Annotated in this window: 17 protein-coding genes and 1 tRNA gene; all 18 read right to left on the bottom strand. The window is 60.7% G+C overall.

Annotated elements, in window-relative coordinates:
* Positions 1-2: 2 nt before the first annotated feature.
* Positions 3-1,493, bottom strand: coding sequence for an NADH-quinone oxidoreductase subunit M (locus B0G75_RS15400; protein ID WP_106306773.1), 1,491 nt, complete (start codon positions 1,491-1,493; stop codon positions 3-5).
* Positions 1,494-1,507: 14 nt separating this feature from the next.
* Positions 1,508-3,595: an NADH-quinone oxidoreductase subunit L gene (nuoL, locus tag B0G75_RS15395; protein ID WP_106306770.1), complete on the bottom strand. Its 2,088-nt coding sequence runs from the start codon at positions 3,593-3,595 to the stop codon at positions 1,508-1,510.
* Positions 3,596-3,612: 17 nt separating this feature from the next.
* Positions 3,613-3,918, bottom strand: coding sequence for an NADH-quinone oxidoreductase subunit NuoK (gene nuoK, locus B0G75_RS15390; RefSeq protein WP_013339863.1), 306 nt, complete (start codon positions 3,916-3,918; stop codon positions 3,613-3,615).
* 20 nt (positions 3,919-3,938) lie between these two features.
* Positions 3,939-4,628, bottom strand: a complete 690-nt coding sequence (locus B0G75_RS15385) for an NADH-quinone oxidoreductase subunit J (protein WP_106306767.1) — start codon at positions 4,626-4,628, stop codon at positions 3,939-3,941.
* A gap of 193 nt (positions 4,629-4,821) precedes the next feature.
* Complete coding sequence (gene nuoI, locus B0G75_RS15380) at positions 4,822-5,310, bottom strand: NADH-quinone oxidoreductase subunit NuoI (protein WP_012432383.1); 489 nt, start codon at positions 5,308-5,310, stop codon at positions 4,822-4,824.
* 15 nt (positions 5,311-5,325) lie between these two features.
* Positions 5,326-6,390 carry an NADH-quinone oxidoreductase subunit NuoH gene (nuoH, locus tag B0G75_RS15375; protein ID WP_106280370.1) on the bottom strand — a complete coding sequence of 355 codons (1,065 nt, stop codon included), beginning with the start codon at positions 6,388-6,390 and terminating at the stop codon, positions 5,326-5,328.
* Positions 6,391-8,724, bottom strand: coding sequence for an NADH-quinone oxidoreductase subunit NuoG (nuoG, locus tag B0G75_RS15370; protein WP_106306765.1), 2,334 nt, complete (start codon positions 8,722-8,724; stop codon positions 6,391-6,393).
* Between the two features lie 124 nt (positions 8,725-8,848).
* Positions 8,849-10,177 (bottom strand): NADH-quinone oxidoreductase subunit NuoF, encoded by a 1,329-nt coding sequence (nuoF, locus tag B0G75_RS15365; protein ID WP_106306762.1) that lies wholly within the window; start codon positions 10,175-10,177, stop codon positions 8,849-8,851.
* Positions 10,174-10,659, bottom strand: coding sequence for an NADH-quinone oxidoreductase subunit NuoE (gene nuoE / locus B0G75_RS15360; protein WP_012432379.1), 486 nt, complete (start codon positions 10,657-10,659; stop codon positions 10,174-10,176). The genes nuoF and nuoE overlap by 4 nt, the downstream gene beginning before the upstream one ends.
* A 131-nt stretch (positions 10,660-10,790) precedes the next feature.
* The gene (locus B0G75_RS15355) at positions 10,791-12,044 is read right to left on the bottom strand and encodes an NADH-quinone oxidoreductase subunit D (protein ID WP_012432378.1); all 1,254 of its coding nucleotides are present in this window, start codon (positions 12,042-12,044) and stop codon (positions 10,791-10,793) included.
* 9 nt (positions 12,045-12,053) lie between these two features.
* Entirely contained in the window at positions 12,054-12,656 is a 603-nt protein-coding gene (locus B0G75_RS15350) for an NADH-quinone oxidoreductase subunit C (RefSeq protein ID WP_012432377.1), read from the bottom strand.
* A 21-nt stretch (positions 12,657-12,677) separates the two neighbouring features.
* Positions 12,678-13,157 carry an NADH-quinone oxidoreductase subunit B family protein gene (locus B0G75_RS15345; RefSeq protein ID WP_006052903.1) on the bottom strand — a complete coding sequence of 160 codons (480 nt, stop codon included), beginning with the start codon at positions 13,155-13,157 and terminating at the stop codon, positions 12,678-12,680.
* A gap of 63 nt (positions 13,158-13,220) precedes the next feature.
* On the bottom strand, positions 13,221-13,580 hold the full coding sequence (locus B0G75_RS15340; RefSeq protein ID WP_013339872.1) for an NADH-quinone oxidoreductase subunit A: 360 nt from the start codon (positions 13,578-13,580) through the stop codon (positions 13,221-13,223).
* Between the two features lie 162 nt (positions 13,581-13,742).
* A tRNA-Leu gene (locus tag B0G75_RS15335) sits at positions 13,743-13,827 on the bottom strand.
* Positions 13,828-13,940: 113 nt separating this feature from the next.
* On the bottom strand, positions 13,941-14,318 hold the full coding sequence (secG, locus tag B0G75_RS15330) for a preprotein translocase subunit SecG (protein WP_012432375.1): 378 nt from the start codon (positions 14,316-14,318) through the stop codon (positions 13,941-13,943).
* 82 nt (positions 14,319-14,400) lie between these two features.
* Positions 14,401-15,180: a triose-phosphate isomerase gene (gene tpiA, locus B0G75_RS15325; protein WP_106306759.1), complete on the bottom strand. Its 780-nt coding sequence runs from the start codon at positions 15,178-15,180 to the stop codon at positions 14,401-14,403.
* Between the two features lie 121 nt (positions 15,181-15,301).
* On the bottom strand, positions 15,302-16,318 hold the full coding sequence (locus tag B0G75_RS15320; protein WP_106306756.1) for an NAD(P)H-quinone oxidoreductase: 1,017 nt from the start codon (positions 16,316-16,318) through the stop codon (positions 15,302-15,304).
* 151 nt (positions 16,319-16,469) lie between these two features.
* The gene (pnp, locus tag B0G75_RS15315; RefSeq protein WP_181309277.1) at positions 16,470-18,626 is read right to left on the bottom strand and encodes a polyribonucleotide nucleotidyltransferase; all 2,157 of its coding nucleotides are present in this window, start codon (positions 18,624-18,626) and stop codon (positions 16,470-16,472) included.
* Positions 18,627-18,767: the final 141 nt, after the last annotated feature.

Raw genomic sequence — 18,767 nt, 5'->3', positions numbered from 1 at the left:
CGTTACTGAGGCAACGGCAGCTTTGACTGCGCAACGTGGGCGAGGAGGTTTTCCACGGATACGTGCATCACATCGGTAAAGGGCTTCGGATACAGGCCCATGAACAGCGTCAGTGCGGCAAGCACTGCCAGCATGAAAAATTCGCGACGGTTGATGTCGAGCAGGCCCTTCACGTGATCGTTGGCGATCGCGCCGAAGTACACGCGCTTGTACATCCACAGCGTGTAGGCCGCGCCGAGAATCAGCGTGACCGCCGCGCCGCCCGCGATCCAGAAGTTGTACTGGACAGCAGCCAGAATCACCATGAATTCGCCGACGAAACCGGAGGTGCCCGGCAGGCCGCAATTCGCCATGGAGAACAGCATGACGAACGCCGCGAACTTCGGCATCACGTTGACGACACCGCCGTAATCGGCGATCTGGCGCGAATGCATACGGTCGTACAGCACGCCGATGCTCAGGAACATCGCGCCCGACACGAAACCGTGCGAGATCATCTGCACGATCGCGCCTTCCACGCCGAGTTGGTTGAAGATGAAGAAGCCGAGCGTCACGAAACCCATGTGCGCGATCGACGAATACGCGACCAGCTTCTTCATGTCCGTCTGCACCATCGCGACGAGACCGATGTAGATCACCGCGATCAGTGAAAGCGTGACGATGACCGGCGCCAGAAAGTGGCTGGCGTCCGGCGTGATGGGGAGCGAGAAGCGCACGAAACCATATGCGCCCAGCTTCAGCATGATCGCGGCCAGCACGACCGAGCCGCCGGTCGGCGCTTCCACGTGGGCGTCAGGCAACCACGTGTGAACCGGCCACATCGGCACCTTCACGGCGAAGGCCATGAAGAACGCTATGAATATCAGCACCTGTGGCGTCATGGCGATCTGCGCATGCTGCCACGTGGCGAGGTCGAACGTGCCGGTCTCGATGTACAGGTACAGCAACGCGACCAGCATCAACAGCGAGCCCATCAGCGTGTACAGGAAGAACTTGAACGCCGCGTAGACGCGGTTTGCCCCACCCCATACGCCGATGATGATGTACATCGGAATCAGCGTCGCTTCGAAGAACACGTAGAACAGCATGCCGTCGGCCGAACTGAACACGCCGACCATGATGCCCGACAGGATCAGGAACGCGGCCAGGTACTGACCCACTTTCTTCGTGATTACTTCCCACGCGGCGATCACGACGATCACCGTGATCAACGCGGTCAAGACGACGAACCACATCGAGATGCCGTCGACACCCAGGTGGTACGTAATGTTGAAGCGCTCGATCCAGTTCGCCTTTTCGACGAACTGCAGATCGGCGGTGCTCGAATCAAAACCGGTAATCAGCGGGATCGTCACGAGGAAGCTGACGACCGAACCGATCAGCGCAATCCAGCGCGCGGGAGCCGGGTTCTGGTCGGAACCGATGGCCAGGACCAGGAGGCCGACGAGGATCGGCAACCAGATCGCAATACTGAGAATCGGATAAGCGTGCATTAGTGTCCCTCGCCTTATTTGCCGCCGAGCGTTACAAACAGGGTCAGGAGCCCCAGCATGCCGATAATCATGGCGAACGCGTAGTGATAGATGTAGCCGGATTGGAGGAAGCGGATCACGCCGGCGAACCAGCCGATAAAGCGTGCGCTGCCGTTGACGATGCCGTCGATCACCACGACGTCGCCTTCCTTCCAGAGACCACGGCCAATCGCCACGGCGCCCCGTGCAAACACGACTTCGTTGATCTTGTCCATGTAGTACTTGTTATCGAGCAGCGTGTAGATCGGACCGAACGCGCGCTTGATGACAGCAGGCAAATCCGGACGAACCAGGTACAGGAACCACGCGACCACCACGCCCGCCAGCGCCAGCCAGACCGGCAGGCCCGCGACCGAGTGCAGACCCATCGACGCCCAACCCCGGAACTCTTCGGCCATCTCATGCAGCGCCGGATGGTTTTCGCCGATGAAGATCACCTTGTCGAAGGCCACGCCATGCTGGAAGAAGTCGCCGTACAGCATCGGACCGATGCCGATCGCGCCGATCACCACCGACGGGATTGCCAGCAGCACCAGCGGCAGCCACACAACCCACGGCGTTTCGTGCGGCTCGTGAGCGTGGTCGTCGTGACCGTGGCCGTGCGCATCGTGACCGTGACCATGTGAATCGTGGCCATGCGCGTCATGTGCATGCGCGGCCGCTTCGATGCCCATCGGCGATTCCGGATGCTTCGGACCACGGAAGCGCTCCTCGCCGTGGAACACCAGGAAGTACATACGGAACGAATACAGCGCGGTCACGAAGACGCTCGCCACCACTGCGAAGTACGCGAAGCCCGCACCCGGCAGATGCGACAGCTTCACCGCGTCGATGATCGAGTCTTTCGAGTAGAAGCCCGAGAAGAACGGCGTACCGATCAGCGCCAGCGAGCCGACCAGCGACGTGATCCACGTGATCGGCATGTACTTGCGCAGGCCGCCCATGTTGCGGATGTCCTGATCGTGATGCATGCCGATGATCACCGAACCTGCGCCGAGGAACAGGAGCGCCTTGAAGAACGCGTGCGTCATCAGATGGAACACGGCGACCGAGTATGCCGACGCGCCCAGCGCGACCGTCATGTAACCCAGTTGCGACAGCGTGGAATACGCCACCACGCGCTTGATATCGTTCTGGACGATCCCGAGGAAGCCCATGAACAGCGCGGTAATCGCACCGATGACCATGACGAACGACAGCGCCGTATCCGACAGTTCGAACAGCGGCGACATGCGCGTGACCATGAAGATACCGGCCGTCACCATGGTTGCCGCGTGAATCAGTGCGGAAATCGGCGTCGGGCCTTCCATCGAATCCGGCAGCCAGACGTGCAGCGGGAACTGCGCCGACTTACCCATTGCGCCGATGAACAGGCAGATACAGGCGACCGTCAGCAGACCCCAGTCCGTACCCGGAAAGCTCAGTGCCGCGAGTTCGGTGCGCTTTGCGAACACGTCGCCGTAGTTCATCGAACCGGCGAATGCGAACAGCAGGCCGATACCCAGCAAAAAGCCGAAGTCGCCGATGCGGTTCACGATGAACGCCTTCATGTTGGCGTAAATCGCCGTGGGACGGGTGAAGTAGAAGCCGATCAGCAGATACGAGACCAGACCCACCGCTTCCCAGCCGAAGAACAGTTGCAGGAAGTTGTTGCTCATCACGAGCATCAACATCGAGAACGTGAACAGCGAGATGTACGAGAAGAAGCGCTGGTAGCCGTCTTCGCCGGCCATATAGCCGATCGTGTAGATGTGCACCATGAGCGACACGAAAGTCACCACGCACATCATCATGGCCGTCAGCGAGTCGACCAGGAAGCCGATCTCGAACTTCGTCTTGCCGATTGACATCCATTCGTAGACGGTCGCGTTGAAGCTCGCGCCGTTCAGTACCTGGAAGAAGACGATGGCCGACAGGATGAACGAGATCGCGACGCCGAGGATCGTGACCGAATGCGCACCGGCTCGCCCTACCGCTTTTCCGGCCAGACCGGCAACCAGACAGCCGGCCAGCGGTGCCAGCGGGATCGCCAGCAGCAGGTTTTCATTGAGTATCGTGGACATAACCGCTTTTCCTGAAATTAACCTTTGAGCTGATCGAGATCCTCGACATTGATCGTGTCGAGACTACGGAACAGGGTCACCAGAATCGCGAGGCCGATTGCCGCCTCCGCTGCTGCAACCGTCAGCACGAAGAAGACGAAGATCTGGCCATGCACGTCGCCGAGGTAATGCGAGAACGCGACGAAATTGGTGTTCACCGCGAGCAGCATCAGTTCGATCGCCATCAAAATGATGATGACGTTGCGACGGTTCAGGAAAATGCCGACGACGCTGATCGCAAACAGGATCGCGCCGAGGACAAGGTAATGGGCAAGGGTCAACATGATTTCTATCTCCTGTCCGCTCAGCTGTTCTTAGCCGGCGCCGAGTCGGCCGCTGCTGCTGCCGCTGCCGCGGCTTCTTCCGCCGCGACGGTTGCCGCGGTCTTTTCCGATTTCATCTTCACGACGCGCACACGGTCTTGAGCACGCACCTTGACCTGCTCGCTGACGTTCTGACGCTTGCTGTCTTTCTTGTGGCTCGTGGTCAGCGCAATCGCGGCGATGATCGCCACCAGCAGCACCAGGCCGGCCACTTCGAACGCGAAGATGTAGTCGGTGTAGATGACCTTGCCGATCAGGCGCGTGTTCGACCAGTCGCCCATGCCGTTCGCGGCGGCGGTCGTGTCGCGCAGCGCCGTGGCGGTCGCGCCGTAACCGTGCCAGAGAATCAGCGCGGTTTCGATCACGATGATCGCGCCCACCAAAGTGGCCATCGGCACGAAACGTTTGAAGTCTTTACGCAGCACGTCGATGTTGATGTCCAGCATCATCACGACGAACAGGAACAGCACCATCACCGCGCCGACGTAGACCAGCACCAGCAGAATCGCGAGGAACTCGGCCTGCAGCAGCATCCAGATCGCGGCTGCGTTGAAGAACGCCAGCACCAGAAACAGTGCGGACGACACCGGGTTGCGCGAGGTGATCACCTTCAGCCCTGAAACCACCAGGAGCAGCGCGAAGATGTAGAACAGTACGGTCGTGAATTCCATGATTACCGGTTCATCGTTAGGCCATCGTCAGGCATTGTTCTTTGGCACTTGTGATGCCGTACAACTGGCGTATTGCCAGCACAGCCACACAGGTGCGCCGTACCGCGGCGTTCAGGCCGCGGCGCCCGGCCTGACAACAGGCCGTGATTGCTGCTTTTACTGCCGCATTGACTAATTTATTAACTGAAGCGCTTCAACGATACGGTGCGTCCGCTGCCTTGTTCGCCGCGATCTCCGCTTCATAGCGATCGCCCACGGCCAGCAGCATGTCTTTCGTGAAGTACAGGTCGCCACGCTTCTCGCCGTGATACTCGAGAATGTGCGTTTCGACGATCGAATCGACCGGGCAGCTCTCTTCGCAGAAACCGCAGAAGATGCACTTGGTCAGATCGATGTCGTAACGCGTGGTGCGGCGGGTGTTGTCCGCGCGCGTTTCCGACTCGATGGTAATGGCGAGCGCCGGGCACACTGCTTCGCACAGCTTGCAGGCAATGCAGCGCTCTTCGCCGTTTTCATAGCGGCGCAGCGCGTGCAGCCCACGGAAACGCGGCGAAATCGGGGTCTTCTCTTCCGGGAACTGCACGGTCACCTTGCGCTGGAACGTGTAACGTCCGGTCAGCGCGAGGCCTTTGAGCAGTTCCGTGAGGAAGAAGGTCTTGAAAAAGTTTTGGATTGCGGTCATAGGTTCATCCGCCCTTTATTTCCAGATGTTCAACGGCGACATGATCCAGAAGCCGACCACCACCAGCCATACCACGCAGACCGGAATGAAGATCTTCCAGCCCAGACGCATGATCTGGTCATAGCGATAGCGCGGGAACGTGGCACGCGCCCAGATGAACACCGACAACAGGAAGAAAACCTTGGCGACGAGCCATACGATGCCCGGGACGAACGACAGGAAGCCGAACGGTGCACTCCAGCCGCCGAGGAACAGTGTTGCAGCCAATGCCGAGATCACGATCATGTTGATGTACTCGGCGAGGAAGAACAGTGCGAACGCCATACCCGAGTAATCGATCATGTGGCCCGCGACGATTTCCGACTCCCCTTCCACCACGTCGAACGGGTGACGGTTCGTTTCGGCGATGCCCGAGATGAAGTACACGACGAACATCGGCAGCAGCGGAAGCCAATTCCACGACAGGAAGTTCAAGCCGTACGAGGCGAAGATGCCGTGTTCCTGCGAAGCGACGATGCCCGACAGGTTCAGCGTGCCAGCGGTCATCAGCACGACGACGAGCGCGAAGCCCATCGAGATTTCGTACGAGACCATCTGTGCCGCGGCGCGCATCGCGCCGAGGAACGCGTACTTCGAGTTCGACGCCCAGCCGGCCAGGATCACGCCGTACACGCCAATCGACGAGATCGCCATCGCGTACAACAGACCCGCGTTGATGTCGCCGAGCACCGCGCCTGCCTGGAACGGAATCACCGCCCAGACCGCGAAGGCCGGCACCACCACCATGATCGGCGCGATCAGGTAGATCCAGCGGCTCGCCTGCGCCGGCTGAATCACTTCTTTCAGCAAGAGTTTCAGCACGTCGGCGATCGGCTGCAGCAGACCTGCGGGGCCGACGCGGTTCGGGCCGAGACGCACGTGCATCCAGCCGATCAGCTTACGCTCCCACAGAATCAGGTAAGCCACGCACAGCAGGATCACGACGGCCACCACCAGGATGCGCACCAGTGCCCACACCGTGGGCCATGCCACACCGAGAAGCTGGGTGCCGCCCGAGTTGATCGTATCGAACAAGCTCATTTACGCCTTCTCCACCACCAGTTCACCGAACAGGCTGCCCAGCGCTGCACCGGCAGGCGTAGCCGCCGATACGCGGACGACCGTCTCCGCAAGATTCGCGTCGCGCACGGCCGGCAACTGCACCGATTGCTCGCCCTGGCGCACGCGCACCGCGTCGCCTTCCTTCAAACCCAGTTTGTCGAACAGACCGGCCGGCAAACCGACCGAGTTCGCCGCACGTGCCGCCGCGGTCAGATGCAATGATTCGGCGCGACGCACCAGCGCATCGGCGTGATAGATCGGCACGTTCGCAATACGCTCGAACTTGCCTTCCACCGCCTTCGCCGCCTTGCCGCGTGCAACCGTGGCGCTCGTCTTGTTCGACAGACGCGAGTTCAGTTCGCCGTCGCCGAGAGCGGCCGCGCGCACTTCTTCCGAGGTGTCGAATTCGAAGCCGGGCAGGCCCAGCAGGCTGCCCAGCACGCGCAACACTTTCCACGCCGGACGCGTGTCGCCGAGCGGACGCACGACGCCGTTGAACGTCTGCACCGTACCTTCGGCGTTGACGAACGTGCCGGCCGTTTCCGTGTACGGAGCGATCGGCAGCAGCACGTCGGCGTATTCCGCACCGGTCTGGAACGGCGACATCACGACAACCATTTCAGCCTGCTTCAGCGCGGCCAAAGCCTGCGCCGGATTGGCCGTGTCGAACTCCGGTTCGACGTTAAGCAGCACATAACCCTTGCGCGGTTGCTCGAACACTTCGCGAGCGTTCAGACCGCCCTCGCCCGGCAACGCGTTCACGAGATGCGCGCCGACCGTGTTGGCCGCTTCGGTCAGGAAGCCCAGCGTCGCGCCGGTCGCGTCCGCGATCCATTGCGCCGCGGCGTGAATGACGGCGAAGTCCGGATGACGGACCGCGCTGTTGCCGAGTAGCACGAGGCGACGTTCGCCCGTGGCGAGCGACTTCGCGACTTTCTTGTTGGCGTCCGTCGGCTGCGTGCCGGCGAAAGCTTCCGGCAGTGCCACGCCGCTGGCTTCCGACACAGCACCCGCGATACCTGCCAGTGCGTCAAGCCATGCCGACGGCGCTGCCACCACGCGCTCCGCTTGCGGAATCAGCGCGTCGTCGCTGGTGGACTGCACGAGCGTGAGCTTCGCGCCGCCCTTGGCGGCTTGACGCAGACGAGCGGCGAACAGCGGGTGATCGCGGCGCAGATCCGAACCGATCACCAGTGCGGCGTCGACGTTCGACAGATCGGCGATCGCAGTGCCGAGCCACGGCGTACCGTTGACCGGTGCCGAGAAATCCGACTGACGCAGACGGAAGTCGACGTTAGGCGTGCCGACCGCTTGCGCCAGTTGCTTCAACAGGAACAGTTCTTCGACGGTGCTGTGGGCGCTGCCGAGTGCGGCCAGCGCATTCGCGCCGTGGTCGCCCTTGATGCCCTTCAGCCCCTTCACCACGTATTCGAGCGCGGTTTGCCAGTCGGTCTCGACCCACTTGCCGCCTTGCTTGAGCATAGGCTGAGTCAGACGCTCGGGGCTGTTCAGGCCTTCATACGAGAAGCGGTCCTTGTCCGAAATCCAGCATTCGTTGATGGATTCGTTTTCGAACGGCAGAACGCGCATCACGCGATTGTTCTTCACCTGCACCACGAGGTTCGCGCCGACGGAATCATGCGGGCTCACCGACTTGCGGCGCGACAGTTCCCACGTGCGGGCGCTGTAGCGGAACGGCTTGCTGGTCAGCGCGCCGACCGGGCACAGATCGATCATGTTGCCCGACAGTTCCGAATCCACCGTCTTGCCGACGAACGACGTGATTTCCGAATGCTCGCCGCGGCCCAGCATGCCGAGTTCCATCACGCCGGCCACTTCCTGGCCGAAACGGACGCAACGCGTGCAGTGAATGCAACGCGACATTTCTTCCATGGAGATCAGCGGGCCGACGTTCTTGTGGAACACCACGCGCTTTTCTTCGCTATAGCGCGATCCCGACTTGCCGTAACCCACGGCCAGATCCTGCAACTGACACTCGCCGCCCTGGTCGCAGATCGGGCAATCCAGCGGGTGGTTGATCAGCAGGAATTCCATCACGGCTTGCTGGCCTTTCACCGCCTTGTCCGACTTGGTGCGCACGATCATGCCGGCCGATACCGGCGTGGCGCATGCAGGCACCGCCTTCGGCATCTTTTCGACATCGACCAGACACATCCGGCAGTTGGCCGCAATCGACAGCTTCTTGTGATAGCAGAAGTGAGGAATGTACGTGTCGACCTTATGCGCAGCCTGGATCACCATGCTGCCTTCAGGCACCTCTACTTTCTTGCCGTCTATTTCAAGTTCAACCATGATGGTCAATCTTCCTTAACCTGTTACCGCTCAATCGTTCGCCCGTTCATCGCCCGTTTCAGGCGATGAATCCCGCGGATGACGTGTTCTTTTTGCGTGCTTATCTGCTTATCGATTCGCAGACTCAAGCCGCTACGGTTTCCGACGCCGCCGCTGCGCCGGCATGACCGCCGACGAGGCAATGCTTATGGGCGACGTGATACTCGAATTCGTCCCAGTAGTGCTTGAGCATGCCGCGAACCGGCATGGCCGCTGCGTCGCCGAGCGCGCAAATCGTGCGGCCCATGATGTTTTCAGCGACCGAGTTCAGCAGATCCAGATCTTCCGGACGGCCGAGCCCGTGCTCGATACGATGCACGACGCGGTACAGCCAGCCCGTGCCTTCGCGGCAAGGCGTGCATTGACCACACGATTCTTCGTAATAGAAATACGACAGACGCAACAACGAGCGCACCATGCAACGCGTCTCGTCCATGACGATGACCGCGCCCGAACCGAGCATCGAGCCGGCTTTGGCGATCGAGTCGTAGTCCATGTCGGTCTGCATCATGATGTCGCCCGGAATTACCGGTGCCGACGAGCCGCCAGGAATCACGGCCTTGATCTTCTTGCCACCGCGCATGCCGCCGGCGAGTTCCATCAGCGTGGAGAACGGCGTGCCGAGCGGAATTTCATAATTGCCCGGACGTTCGACGTCGCCTGCGACCGAGAAAATCTTCGTGCCGCCGTTGTTCGGCTTGCCGATTTCGAGGTAATTCTGCGGGCCGATCGCGAGCAGGAACGGCACGGCGGCGAACGTCTCGGTGTTGTTGATCGTGGTCGGCTTGCCGTACACGCCGAAGCTCGCCGGGAACGGCGGCTTGAAGCGCGGCTGGCCTTTCTTGCCTTCCAGCGATTCGAGCAACGCGGTTTCTTCGCCGCAGATATAGGCGCCGTAACCGTGGTGCGCATGCAGTTCGAATGAGAAGCCCGAACCCATGATGTTTTCGCCGAGGAACCCGGCGCGGCGAGCTTCGTCCAACGCCTGTTCAAAGCGTTTGTAGACTTCCCAGATTTCGCCGTGAATATAGTTGTAGCCGACCGTGATGCCCATCGCATACGCGCCAATGGCCATGCCTTCGATCAGCGAATGCGGATTAAAGCGCAGGATGTCGCGGTCTTTGAACGTGCCCGGCTCGCCTTCGTCCGAATTGCAGACGAGGTACTTCTGGCCGGGGAATTGACGTGGCATGAAGCTCCACTTCAGACCGGTCGGAAAGCCTGCACCGCCGCGGCCACGCAGACCCGACGCCTTGACGTCGGCAATCACCTGCTCGGGCGGAATCTTCTCTTCCAGAATACGGCGCAGCTGGGCGTAACCGCCGCGCGCCACGTAGTCTTCGAGATGCCAGTTGTCGCCGTTCAGGCCGGCAAGAATCAGCGGTTTGATGTGACGATCGTGTAAAGACGTCATTTCGAAAGTTCCTCGAGCAGCTGGTCGATCTTCGCGCGGCTCATGAAGCTGCACATGCGATGGTTGTTCACCAGCATCACCGGCGCGTCGCCGCACGAACCCATGCACTCACCTTCTTTCAGGGTGAACTTGCCGTCGGCCGTGGTTTCGCCGAAGTCGATGCCGAGCTTCTGCTTCAGGTATTCAGCAGCGCTGTCCGAGCCGCCGTCCGGGCCGAGCTGGCACGGCAGGTTGGTGCAGAGCGTGATCTTGTATTTGCCGACCGGCGAGGTCTCGTACATCGTGTAGAAGGTAGCCACCTCCTGCACGGCGACTGCCGGCATGCCGAGATAGTCCGCGACGAACTGCATGAGTTCGGGCGTCAGCCAGCCATGCTCTTCCTGAGCAGTGGCCAACGCCGACATCACGGCGGACTGTTTCTGATCGGCGGGATACTTCGCGATCGCGCGATCGATTTCTTTCAGGCCTTCAGCTGAGATCATTTTCAGACACGACTCTTTCAATTCCTACCGAACGAAAACCTGTCGCGCGCTGCATGATGCGACAGACCCGGCGTTCCTTTGCTTGACGCGCGCTTCGGTGCATTCTGAAGGCGCGCTCTGATGAATACGTCCTAGCGATCCACTTCGCCGAACACGATGTCCTGCGTGCCGATGATCGTCACGGCGTCGGCGATCATGTGACCGCGCGCCATTTCATCCAGCGTGGACAGGTGTGCGTAGCCCGGCGCGCGGATCTTCAGGCGATACGGCTTGTTGGCGCCGTCGGAGATCAGATAGATGCCGAACTCGCCCTTCGGATGCTCGACCGCGGCGTATGCCTCGCCTTCCGGAACATGGAAGCCTTCCGTGAAGAGCTTGAAGTGGTGAATCAGCTCTTCCATGTTCGACTTCATACCCACGCGCGACGGCGGCGCAACCTTGTGATTGTCGATCATCACGGGGCCGGGATTCTTACGCAGCCACTCAATGCACTGTTTCACAATGCGTGTGGACTGGCGCATTTCTTCGACGCGTACCAAATATCGGTCATAACAGTCGCCGTTGACCCCCACCGGGATGTCAAAATCGAGCTTGTCATAGACCTCGTACGGTTGCTTCTTGCGCAGATCCCATTCGATACCCGAACCACGCAGCATCGCGCCGGTCATGCCGAGATTCAGCGCGCGTTCCGGGCTGACCACGCCGATACCGACGAGACGTTGCTTCCAGATCCGGTTATCGGTAAGCAGCGTTTCGTATTCGTCGACGCACTTCGGGAACCGCGTGAAGAAATCGTCGATGAAGTCGAGGAGCGAACCCTGACGGTTCTCGTTCATCTTCGACAATGCCTTGGCATTGCGAATCTTCGACGCTTTATATTGCGGCATTGCGTCAGGCAGATCGCGATAGACGCCGCCCGGACGATAGTAAGCCGCGTGCATCCGTGCTCCGGACACCGCTTCGTACACGTCCATCAAGTCTTCGCGCTCACGGAATGCGTACAGGAACACCGCCATTGCGCCGACGTCGAGCGCGTGCGCGCCGATCCACATCAGGTGGTTCAGCACGCGCGTGACTTCGTCGAACATCACGCGAATGTATTGCGCGCGCACCGGCACTTCGATGCCGAGCAGCTTTTCGATCGCCATCACATAGCCGTGCTCGTTGACCATCATCGACACGTAGTCGAGACGGTCCATGTACGGCACCGACTGGATGAAGGTTTTGGTTTCGGCGAGCTTTTCAGTCGCGCGATGCAGCAGACCGATGTGCGGATCGGCGCGCTGAATGACTTCGCCGTCGAGTTCGAGCACGAGGCGCAGCACACCGTGCGCTGCCGGGTGCTGAGGGCCGAAGTTGAGCGTGTAGTTCTTGATCTCTGCCATGGCGTTCTCTTAGTGTTTCAGACCGCCATAGCGATCTTCGCGGATCACGCGCGGCGTGATTTCTCGCGGCTCGATCGTCACAGGCTGATAGACGACGCGCTTCTCTTCCGGGTCGTAACGCATTTCGACATAACCGGAGACAGGGAAATCTTTGCGGAACGGGTGACCAATGAAACCGTAGTCGGTGAGGATGCGGCGCAGATCCGGATGGCCTTCGAAGACGATGCCGTACAGGTCGAATGCTTCACGCTCGTACCAGTTGACTGAATTCCAGATTTCGACGACAGACGGCAGGATCGGCACTTCGTCGTCCGGCGCGAACACGCGCAGACGCAGACGCCAGTTGTTCTGCACCGACAACAAATGCAGCACGGCCGCGAAACGCGGACCGTCGTAAGCGCCTTCAGCGTAAGTCTGATAGTCGACGCCGCACAGATCCACACATTGCTCGAAGCCGAGCGAGCGGTCGTCGCGCAGACGCGTTGCCACGTTGAGGTAGTCGCTAGCCTTCACGACGATCGTCAACTCACCGATTGCTTCGCTGAGGTTCAGCAGGAGGCCGCCAAAGGCCGCCTCGAGGTTCGCTTTCAGGGTCTCGAGTTTGCTTGCCATATTGTGGGGGAGGCGTTGGCCTTATTGACGGGCGATTGTGTTGGTGCGGCGAATCTTGGCCTGGAGCTGGATCACGCCGTACACCAGCGCTTCCGCAGTGGGCGGACAACCCGGCACATAGACGTCGACCGGCACGATCCGGTCACAGCCGCGCACCACCGAATACGAGTAGTGGTAATAGCCGCCGCCGTTCGCGCACGAACCCATCGAGATCACCCAGCGCGGCTCGGCCATCTGGTCGTAGACCTTGCGCAGAGCCGGCGCCATCTTGTTGCACAGCGTGCCGGCGACGATCATCACGTCCGACTGACGCGGACTCGGACGAAACACCACGCCGAAACGGTCGAGGTCGTAACGGGCAGCACCCGCATGCATCATCTCGACCGCGCAGCACGCAAGACCGAACGTCATCGGCCACAACGAGCCGGTGCGCGTCCAGTTGATCAGTTTGTCAGCCGTGGTGGTGACAAACCCTTCCTTCAAGACCCCTTCGATACTCATTTGCTTTCCACTCCAGACGGGGCGGCAAGCCTTGGCCACCCACGCAAACCGGCGATTAATCCATCATTCCCAGTCGAGGCCGCCTTTCTTCCAGATATAGGCGAAGCCCAACAGGAATTCGAGCAGGAAAATCATCATTGCCATGAAGCCAGGCCAGCCGATGTCGCGCAGGGCAACGCCCCACGGAAACAGGAACGCGGTTTCAAGATCGAAAATGATGAAAAGAATGGCGACGAGGTAATAGCGCACGTCGAACTTCATGCGCGCATCTTCGAATGCTTCGAAGCCGCACTCGTACGGTGCGTTTTTCTCGGTATCGGGCTTGTTGGGACCGAGGATCTTGCCGATACTGACCAGTGCTACGCCTAAACCGGTGCCCACAACGAGGAACAACAAGACGGGGAAATAGGCTGCGAGGTTCAAGACTATCCTCAATCGGTTGGTTCTGAGTGCCGTCAGGAGCATAGCACTCCTGACGCGAAATCACTTCCGAAACGCACATGCCGCAAGCCCAACGCAAGCCGCACGCCAGAAGTGAAAATGCCAGCCGAAGCGAAGCAAGCGGCTGGCATTTAGATAACATTTTGGTGCCGACGGCGAGACTCGAACTCGCACAGCTTTCGCCACTACCCCCTCAAGATAGCGTGTCTACCAATTTCACCACGTCGGCACTGCATGCAATCCGGGAAAACAACTTATAAAACCCGCGAATCGCTTCAAGACTTAGATTGTAACTGGTCTAAACAGATTGTTCAACGCACAAAAGCACGTTTGAACGAAAATTTATTTCGGCACGTCGGTTGCCGGGACGGACGCAGCCGAGGCAGGCAAAACAGCCGAACCAGCTGCCGGTGCGGACGCAGCCGAAGCCGCGACCGGTGCAGTGACAGCCGCGCCCAGCACGCCTGCGGAAGGTTTCGCACGATACGCGCCGAGGTAAGTGAGCGTCAGCGTGGTGACAAAAAACACCGCTGCGAGCACAGCCGTTGTACGCGACAAAAAGTTCGCCGAACCGGTCGCGCCGAACAGACTGCCCGACGCGCCGCTACCAAAAGCCGCGCCCATATCGGCGCCTTTGCCGTGTTGCAGCAAGACGAGGCCGATCACCCCGAGTGCCGACAACAGCTGAACGACGATAATCAATGTTTTCAAATACAGCATCACACTCACCTGAGTCTTTATTTAACCGCGCTACACACTGCGTGTTGCGCGGGATGGGGTCATCCTCGCCAAGGCGCCCTGCTTAACCGGCGACGCTCGTTGCGGCCGCCGCCTTGCAGATCGCCAGGAAATCCTGGTCTTTCAACGACGCGCCGCCGATCAGGCCACCGTCGATATCCGGCTGGCGGAACAATTCTTCCGCGTTCTCCGGTTTCACACTACCGCCGTACAACAGCGGGACATCCGCCACCGCCGCGCCCTTTGCCGCCAGACGCGCACGCAGAAACGCATGGACCGCCTGCGCCTGCTCCGAGCTCGCGCTCTTGCCGGTACCGATCGCCCAGACCGGCTCGTACGCGACGACAAGCCGCGCCGCCTCTTGCACCGACAATTTCGCCAGCACTTCGTCCAGTTGCGTGCCGACCACCTGCTCGGTCGAACCAGCTTCGCGCTCTTCAAGCGTTTCGCCGACACAGACGATCGGCGTCAAGCCTGCTTCCAGCGCGCGCTGCGTTTTCACCGCAACCAGTTCAGCGCTTTCGCGATGATAGGCACGGCGTTCCGAGTGCCCGACGATCGCGAGCGTGGCGCCGAAATCCACCACCATCGGCGCGGCCACTTCACCGGTATAGGCGCCATGCGTGAACGCAGACACGTCCTGCACGCCCCATACCACCCGGCTGCCTTCCAGCAACGATTGAGACTGCGCGAGATACGGACTCGGCACGCAGACGCCGACGCGCACGTCGGCCGGCAATTCGCCCGCGCCTTGCGCCACCGCTTGCAGCAGCGTGGCATTTTCGGCGAGGCGCCCGTGCATCTTCCAGTTACCGACTACCAGCTTGGCTCGTTGTTTCGACATCGTCTCGTCTTGTCTTGGCGGCGGACTTCGTTTGCGCTTACAGTCCGCCTTTCGGTTTCATGCGGCGTGCGCAAAACGCGCAATTTTACTGCGTGGGGTGGATCGGGTCAAACCGACCGTGTCAAGCGTCCTGACCCCAAGACAGTACGATCTTGCCGACATGCGTGCTGCTCTCCATCAGCGCATGCGCGTCGGCAGCCTGCGCCGCCGGAAATACGCGATGCACCACTGGCTTGATGCGGCCAGCTTCGAGATGTGGCCACACGTGCTCTTTCAACTGCGCGGCAATCTTCGCCTTGAATTCGATCGGCCGCGGACGCAGCGTCGAACCGGTCACCGTCAAACGGCGGCGCAATACTTCGTTCAGATTCAGCTCCGCTTTCGCGCCGCCAAGCAACGCGATCAGCACGATGCGCCCACCGTCCGCCAACGCCGTCAGCTCGCGCGACACATAACTGCCGGCCACCATGTCGAGGACCACGTCGACACCGCGATCGTTGGTCAGCGACTTGATCACTTCGACGAAATCTTCAGTCTTGTAGTTGATCGCGCGTTCGGCGCCCAACGCTTCACACGCGCGGCACTTCTCGTCCGAGCCGGCAGTCGCGAACACGCGAAAACCGAGCGCATGCGCAATCTGGATCGCCGTTACGCCAATGCCGCTCGAGCCACCCTGCACTAGCAGCGTTTCGTTCGGGCCGCCTTCGCCCTTGCCGAGTTGCGCACGGTCGAACACATTGCTCCAGACCGTGAAGAACGTTTCGGGCAGCGAAGCAGCTTCGACGTCAGACAAACCGGCCGGCACCGGCAGACATTGCAGCAACGGCGCGACCGCGTATTCCGCGTAGCCGCCGCCGGCCAGCAACGCGCACACGCGATCGCCTACCTTCAGACCGAACGGGTTGTTCTTCTCGTCGATCGACCCTTCGACGATTTCGCCCGCCACTTCAAGCCCTGGCAGATCCGACGCGCCCGGCGGCGGCGCATAGCCGCCTTTGCGCTGGAACACGTCCGGACGATTGATGCCGGATGCGGCCACCTTGATCAGCACCTCGCCTGCTTTAGGCTGCGGCGTGGGCCGCTCAGCCAGTTTCAGGACGTCCGGCGCTCCGAATTCGGTGATTTCGATCGCTTTCATCTGCGTCAACTCCAAGATTGGATTGCGTTGCATGCCGGGATGAACAAGTAGAGTACCCGTTTCTAATTACCTGCAACGCAATCCACCCTGAACCCTTCATAAAAAACGGCCGGCGCGCATTCGCGCTGCCGGCCGTTGTCCTGCTACCGCATTACTGCGGCGTCGGCTCGCCTTGCGGCGCGCCGCTTGCGCCATTCGCGCCTTCGTTCAGCAACGCCTTGGCCGACAAACGCACGCGGCCCTTTTCGTCCGTCTGGATGACCTTGACCTTCACTTGCTGGCCATCCTTCAGGTAGTCGTTGATGTCCTTGATACGCTCGTTGGCGATTTCGGAGATGTGCAGCAGACCATCCTTGCCCGGCAGGATGTTCACGATCGCGCCGAAATCGAGCAGCTTGAGCACGGTGCCTTCGTACACCTGCCCCACTTCGACTTCCAGCGTGATGTTTTCGATACGCTTCTTCGCTTCGGCCATGCCTTCGCTGCTCGTGCTGGCGATGGTGACGACGCCGTCGTCCGAAATATCGATCGTCGTGCCGGTTTCTTCGGTCAGCGCGCGGATCACCGAACCACCCTTGCCGATCACGTCGCGGATCTTTTCCGGATTGATCTTGATGGTGATCATGCGCGGTGCGTAGTCCGACAGCACCGTGTTCGCGCCCGAGACCGCCGAGGTCATCTTGCCCAGGATATGCAAACGGCCTTCCTTCGCTTGAGCGAGGGCGACCTGCATGATTTCCTTGGTGATGCCCTGAATCTTGATGTCCATCTGCAGCGCGGTCACGCCTTGTTCCGTGCCCGCCACCTTGAAGTCCATGTCGCCGAGGTGATCTTCGTCGCCGAGGATGTCGGTCAGCACGGCGAACTTGTTGCCTTCCAGGATCAGGCCCATGGCGATGCCGGCGACGTGCGCCTTCATCGGCACGCCGGCGTCCATCAGCGCGAGGCAGCCGCCGCACACCGAAGCCATGGACGACGAACCGTTCGATTCCGTGATTTCCGACACGACGCGAATCGAATAGCCGAATTCGTCGGCGCTCGGCAGGCACGCAGCCAGCGCGCGCTTGGCCAGACGGCCGTGACCGATTTCACGGCGCTTCGGCGAACCGACGCGGCCCGTTTCGCCGGTCGCGAACGGAGGCATGTTGTAGTGGAGCATGAAGCGTTCGCGGTACTCGCCTTCGAGCGCGTCGATGTTCTGTTCGTCGCCCTTCGTGCCCAACGTCGCCACCACCAGCGCTTGCGTTTCGCCGCGCGTGAACAGTGCCGAACCGTGAGTACGCGGCAGCACGCCGGTACGGATTTCGATCGGGCGCACGGTGCGCGTGTCGCGGCCGTCGATACGCGGCTCGCCGTTCAGGATCTGCGTACGGACGATCTTCGCCTCGATATCGAACAGCACGTTGCCGACGGTTGCCTTGTCGGCCGCCACCGTGCCGCTTGCTGCAGCGTCTTCTTCCAGCTTGGCCGACGTCGCTGCGTAGACTTCCTTCAGCTTGGCCGAACGGGCTTGCTTGTCGCGCAGCTGGTATGCCGCGAGCAGGTCGGCTTGCGCCAGTTCCGCCACGCGTGCGATCAGCGGCTCGTTCTTCGCGGCCGGCTTCCAGTCCCATTCCGGCTTGCCGCCTTCACGAACCAGATCGTGGATCGCGTCGATCGCGATCTGCATTTGCTCATGACCGAACACCACGCCGCCGAGCATGACTTCTTCGCTCAGCTGCTGCGCTTCCGATTCCACCATCAGCACCGCGCGTTCCGTACCGGCGACGATCAGGTCGAGCGCCGATTCCTTCATTTGCGGACGCGTCGGGTTCAACACGTATTCGTTGTTGATGTAGGCCACGCGTGCTGCGCCGACCGGGCCGTTGAACGGCAGACCCGACACGGCGAGCGCCGCCGACGCGCCGATCAGCGCGGGGATGTCAGCGGGAATTTCGGGGTTCAGGGACAGGACGTGGATCACGACCTGGACTTCGTTGTAGAAGCCTTCCGGGAACAGCGGACGCAGCGGACGATCGATCAGGCGCGAGATCAGCGTTTCGCCTTCCGACGGACGGCCTTCACGGCGGAAGAAGCCACCCGGAATCTTGCCGGCGGCGTAGGTCTTTTCGAGGTAGTCGACGGTCAGCGGGAAGAAGTCCTGACCCGGCTTGGCCGTCTTGGCGCCGACCACGGTGGCCAGCACCACGGTATCTTCGACGTCGACGATCACGGCACCGCTCGCCTGGCGAGCGACTTCGCCGGTTTCGAGGCGAACCTTATGTTGTCCCCACTGAAATTCTTTGACGATCTTATTGAACATAGTCATTGCTTTTCCTCATCGTTATGCCGCGCGGACCAGAAGCGGCGCGGCAACGCCAGGACCGGCGCCGCATGGGAAGAGTAGTGTTATGCCATTCCAGAGAACCACGCCTTACGATAAGTACGCGCGCGAACCGCTGGAATGACA

The sequence above is a fragment of the Paraburkholderia sp. BL18I3N2 genome (genome assembly GCF_003001875.1).
Lineage (GTDB): Bacteria > Pseudomonadota > Gammaproteobacteria > Burkholderiales > Burkholderiaceae > Paraburkholderia > Paraburkholderia phytofirmans.
This window is presented reverse-complemented; position numbering and strand designations above follow the sequence as displayed.